Annotated in this window: 3 protein-coding genes; all 3 read right to left on the reverse strand. The window is 52.0% G+C overall.

Annotated features, from left to right (window positions below; genetic code table 11):
- Positions 1-319: 319 nt before the first annotated feature.
- Positions 320-1,456 (reverse strand): RNA polymerase sigma factor RpoD, encoded by a 1,137-nt coding sequence (rpoD, locus tag Q0482_RS06110; protein ID WP_299144713.1) that lies wholly within the window; start codon positions 1,454-1,456, stop codon positions 320-322.
- Between the two features lie 107 nt (positions 1,457-1,563).
- Positions 1,564-3,354, reverse strand: coding sequence for a DNA primase (dnaG, locus tag Q0482_RS06115; RefSeq protein WP_299144716.1), 1,791 nt, complete (start codon positions 3,352-3,354; stop codon positions 1,564-1,566).
- A 97-nt stretch (positions 3,355-3,451) separates the two neighbouring features.
- The gene (locus Q0482_RS06120) at positions 3,452-4,177 is read right to left on the reverse strand and encodes an ATP-grasp domain-containing protein (protein ID WP_299144718.1); all 726 of its coding nucleotides are present in this window, start codon (positions 4,175-4,177) and stop codon (positions 3,452-3,454) included.
- Between the last annotated feature and the right edge of the window lie 988 nt (positions 4,178-5,165).

A 5,165-nucleotide genomic window follows, 5' to 3' on the forward strand; every position in this document is an offset into this window, starting at 1 on the left:
ATAATTAAGTTATTTTAATTTATAATGAGTGGGTAATACAAATCTAATCAAAAAAAGAGCGATAAAATCGCTCTTTTTTTGATTAGAAAATCACTAACTTGTAAACTCCTGCTAGAGCCCACTACCCCACCAGCCCACTAAATCGGTTTTATTCATACTGGCGGCAGAGCCGCCCACCACAACCCTCACGGCTGAAGGCCGTGTCAAACCGGAGAACCCTCGGGGCGAAAGCCCCGTCAAACCTTAGACCCCTCAGGCCGCAGGCCTGTCAAACTTCGGCCCGAAGGCCGTCAGCCCTCACGCCCGAAAGGGCGTATCTCTACTGGTTAATCATGAGGTTCTTGGCTGATTTTTTTAGTTTCTGCAATGCTTTGCCTTCGATCTGGCGGATTCTTTCTCTGGTGACATCGAAGTAGCGGCCCACTTCTTCCAAAGTTCTTGTTTTCCCGTCTTTCAGGCCGAAGCGGAGTTCCAGCACCTGTCTTTCTCTTTCCGTAAGTCCCTGCAGTAGCTGGTCGATCTGTTCTTTGAGGAGGATGGAGCCGGCTGCGTCATCAGGGGCGATGGCTTCGTGGTCTTCGATGAAATCTCCCAGGTGGGAGTCTTCTTTTTCTCCGATAGGCGTTTCCAGCGAAATGGGATCCTGGGCAATTTTCTTCACTTCCCTGATTTTACCTACGGAAAATCCCATGGCTTTGGCCAGTTCTTCATTAGTGGCTTCCCTTCCGTTTTCCTGCAGGAATTGGCGGGAGATACGATTCAGTTTATTAATGGTTTCCACCATGTGCACCGGCACCCGGATGGTTCTTGCCTGGTCCGCAATGGCCCGGGTAATGGCCTGGCGGATCCACCAGGTAGCATAGGTGGAGAATTTATACCCCTTGGTATAGTCAAATTTGTCCACCGCCTTTAAAAGGCCCAGATTGCCTTCCTGGATGAGGTCCAGAAACTGGAGACCCCGTCCCAGATATTTCTTGGCGATAGATACCACCAGACGAAGGTTACGGTCCGCCAGCTCTTTCTTGGCGGCTTTGGCCGCTGCCCTGTCTTCATCGGTAGCATCGGGAAGTGTGCCCTTTTCCACTTTCTTGGCCAGCACGATTTCTTCTTCGCTGTCCAGAAGGCGCAGCGCCCCGATTTCCTTCAAGTACATTTTGACAGGGTCGTCGATGGTCATGGTGTTATCCAGATCCGGTACCGGCTGGGATTCCGTTTCTTCCGTTTCCAGATTTTCTTCTTCTTCCAGAAGCTCCAGATCTTCATCTGATACATCCACATCAAAGTTGACCTCATAATGGTCGTCATGAAGGGCTTCGTAGAGATTGGACAGGTCATCCCCGCTCAAATTCTTTTCTGTCACAAGATTCATGATATCTTTATTGGAAATCACATGGCCCCCCGCTTTGGCGGTGAGCTCTTCAATCCATTGTTCCAATCTTTCATCCTGTACTGCCATAGTCAAATCCCCCCTTAAGAAAGGCGGAAATACGGGCGGCGCTGCTTCATTCCCTGGTGAAACAGCCATCCCGCACAAAGACGCCCCGGTGAATGGTTCTGAATTCCCTATTTCAATGCCATGATTTCTTTACTGATTTGTATACAGATGAGCTGCTCTTCCCGGGCTTTTTCCGGGTCCCTATTCATCAGTTCCTGCACTTTTTGTGTGTGAATGCGGTATTCCTCCTGCAGATATATTTTCTTCATAGGCCAGATATATTCTTCCTTCGGCACCGAGCCCGGCTGGTCCCCTTCCATACGAAGCTTTGCCAGACGGCTGATATCTTCCCGGGGAAGCATGCCTTCCACCGCCTCAGCGGTCAGAGGCAGCTGTTTTTCCCTCATTTCCTTCATCAGGTTGAAGAGACGGCCGTGAAATTCATCGGCGAAGCGATAATTAGACAGTTCCTCCCACCCCTCCGGCAGCATTTGGTAAATCAGACAGTAATTGAGGAAACCGGCTTCCAGGAGACGCTGCCTTTTCTTCAATGGATTCAAGTCCACCGTTTCCTTTTCCACCGGAACGCTCTGGGAAATATACATATCAGACCGGTTCTTCTTGGCATACACCAGAGCCTCGCTTCGGATCATGCCTTCATCCATATGCATGGCCCTTGCCATTTTCTTGATGAACGCATTCAGCTGGAACGCGTCTCCTGCAGACAGAAGCACGGAGAACATATCATCCAGGATATGGTGCTGCCCGTCAAGGGTAGTGCTGTCATACTGCTTCATCAGGGAATGGAAAAGGAAATCCATAGCCGGTTCCGCCTGCTTCACCGCCTCCAGATAGGCATCACCGCCGTGAAGGTTCACAAATTCGTCCGGGTCCTTTCCTTCCCCCAGATGAACCACCCGGAGCTTCAGACCTACGGAGCCTGCGATTTCTAGAGCCCGCTTGGTGGCATTCTGTCCCGCCGCATCCATATCATAGCTGAAAACCACTTCATCCGCATATTTCTTCAAAAGCCGGGCCTGCTCAATGGTAAAGGCGGTTCCCAGAGAAGCAACCGCATTGGTGACCCCATGGGCATGAAGGGAAATGGCATCCATGTACCCCTCCACCATGATGGCCTGCTTTTGGGCCCGGATAGTGGGCAGTGCCTGATAAATGGCGAAAAGAAGCCGTCTCTTGTTAAAAATCGCGCTTTCCGGCGAATTCAGATACTTGGGCTTGCTGTCATCCATGACGCGGCCACCGAAAGCAACGATTTTCCCCTTCAGATTCCAGATGGGAAACATGCAGCGGTTGCGGAACACATCATAATAATGGCCGTTCTTATTGGCGCAGAGCCCGGCCTCCACCAGCAGATTTCCATCCACCTTCTTCTTCGTGGTGAAATCGTGGTACAGCTTCTGCCAGGCCGGCGGCGCAAATCCCAGCTTGAACTTCTCGATAGTCTCCATGGACAGATGGCGCTTATTGAAATAGGCAAGTCCCGCCTTTCCCATCTGCGTCCTGGTGAGGCAGCTGTGAAAATAAGCTCCTGCCAGCTCCGTCACCTCATGGAGCTCCCGCGCCCTGGCTGCCCTCCTCTTTTCCTCAGGAGACGCCTCCTGCTCCGGGATTTCCATATGGGCATACTCCGCCAGCCGTTCCACTGCCTCCACAAAGGTCAGATTTTCCATCTTCTCTATAAAAGTGATGGCATCGCCGCTGGCATGACAGCCGAAGCAGTAGTAAAACCCCTTGTCCGGTGAAACAGCAAAGGAAGGCGTCCGCTCCGGGCCATGAAAAGGACAGGAAGCCATATAGTACCGCCCATGCTTCTTCAAAGGCACGTAGGAGCCGATCAGGTCTGCCAGATTGATATTCTCTTTTAACTGCTGTACAAACTCATTATTAAATCCGGCCATAATCCTCCTTGCACCACCTTATAGACTAAGAAAGCACCGAAAGAAAGAGAAACAAAGAATCACTCGCTCATCGGTGCCTGAAATGCAGAAGGGAAGCCTACTCCCCCTTCACCGCAGAAGTCAACTCCTTCCAGCGGGCTGCCAGAATATTCATATATATCTTGGGAGACAACCCAAAACTTGCCAGAGAGTATCCGTCGCTCACCTCTACCAGCAGGGTTTTCCCCTCTTCCGTCACGCCGAAATCAATGGCATAACCGGCCGGCGCCGATCGATAGGCCTTCACCGCCGCCTCCAGCACCTTCACATCAGGAAATACATCCCAACGGCCCTTATAAGGCGTGAGGCCCTGTATTTCCCCATGAAGCACCCAGAGACGCCATTCCGATACAAAGTGCACCTTCTCACTGCACCACACATCGATATCTTCCAAACCGCCGCCCAGCTTAATCAGATCCTCCGACTTGTCCAGCACCGTGCCATGAAACCGCTTGATATCCTCCACCGGCTTCACAAACACATGCCAGTCCTCCGGGTGACTGGTAATGGTAAAGAGAGTAGACTTCCAGATTTTCCTGCCCGTAAAAGGAAGAAGCTCATCAGGGTAATCCAAAGGCTCCAGCTTCACGCCGAACCGCTCCAGCGCCACCTTCACATCCGACACCGTGCCGATCACCGGATCAGAAGGTTCATTATCCGTAAGAGAATACACCGCCTTATACTTCACCACAGGAACATCCAGTTCCCTGCAGCCGGTATAGGCATAATAACAGCTGGGATCATAAAACTCCCCGGTATGTTTAATACGGATATAAGCTTTCATGAATACTCTCCCATAGAAAAAACACATATCGCTACAAATTTAATGATACCATTTATACCGCATTTTTGCCAGTACCTTGGGAAGATTCATAGGCCCCTCCCCTATTGTCCCCACCACTTGTGAGGGGAAGGTTGTACGCAGCGCCAAAGGGGGCCAGCCTTTGGACGCCCCCCTATTGTCCCACCACTTGTGGAGGGAAGGTGGTACGCAGTACCAAAGGGGGCCGGCCTTTGGACGCCCCTCCCCCCCTATTGTCCCACCACTTGTGAGGGGAAGGTGGTACGCAGTACCAAAGGGGCCACAGGGACCGAGGGTTGTGTAGAAAGGTTCTAAAGTTTGACCGGCCTGTCGGCCGGAGGGTTCTCAGGTTTGACAGCCGCTTCGCGGCTGAGGGTTGTGGATTGCCCCACAGGGGAAACGACTCACTGGATTTTCAGTCGTCTGACGACTCCCTACAGCACGGCTATCACCGACTCACGATAATTTGCGCGTCGCTTTGCTCCTACAAATTATGTTCGCTGGTGTAACTCCAGTTCGCTGTGCACCGCCTACGGCGGCAATGATTATAAAGTCAGCGTTACGGGACTTGCATTTGTGTCGCCAGTGCTGCATGACGAAGAGCGTTAACCCCCTTCCTTTGGAAGGCAGAAGCCCTGCAGAGGGCTTCTGAGCCGGGCTCTTATTTGAGTATAGCCTGCACACAAAGCGAACACCTTAATGCCCGGCCGTTGGTGTCGCCGCAGGCGACGGAGGATAGCAGGCCTTTCACAGAAAGGCCGAGGCCCCAAAGGGGCCTGATGTGGCACATAGGTGCAAAGAGCATTATTCGGACCTATCCTCAGGGCTTCGCCCAGCTCCTTTCTGAGAAAGGAGCCTGCGTTACGTTCTCCCCTCGTGTGTCACAAGTGCTGCGTTACAGAGAGCCAAAGCCTTCTTCCTCTGGAAGGAGGTGTCGCCGCAGGCGACGGAGGATAGCGGATTTTCGAAG

The sequence above is a fragment of the uncultured Dialister sp. genome (assembly GCF_937959425.1).
Taxonomy (GTDB): Bacteria; Bacillota; Negativicutes; order Veillonellales; family Dialisteraceae; genus Dialister.

Coding starts and splice junctions, on each gene's coding strand:
- rpoD (WP_299144713.1), bottom strand. CDS start 1,456: ATGGCAGTACAGGATGAAAGATTGGAACAATGGATTGAAGAGCTCACC.
- Q0482_RS06120 (WP_299144718.1), bottom strand. CDS start 4,177: ATGAAAGCTTATATCCGTATTAAACATACCGGGGAGTTTTATGATCCC.
- dnaG (WP_299144716.1), bottom strand. CDS start 3,354: ATGGCCGGATTTAATAATGAGTTTGTACAGCAGTTAAAAGAGAATATC.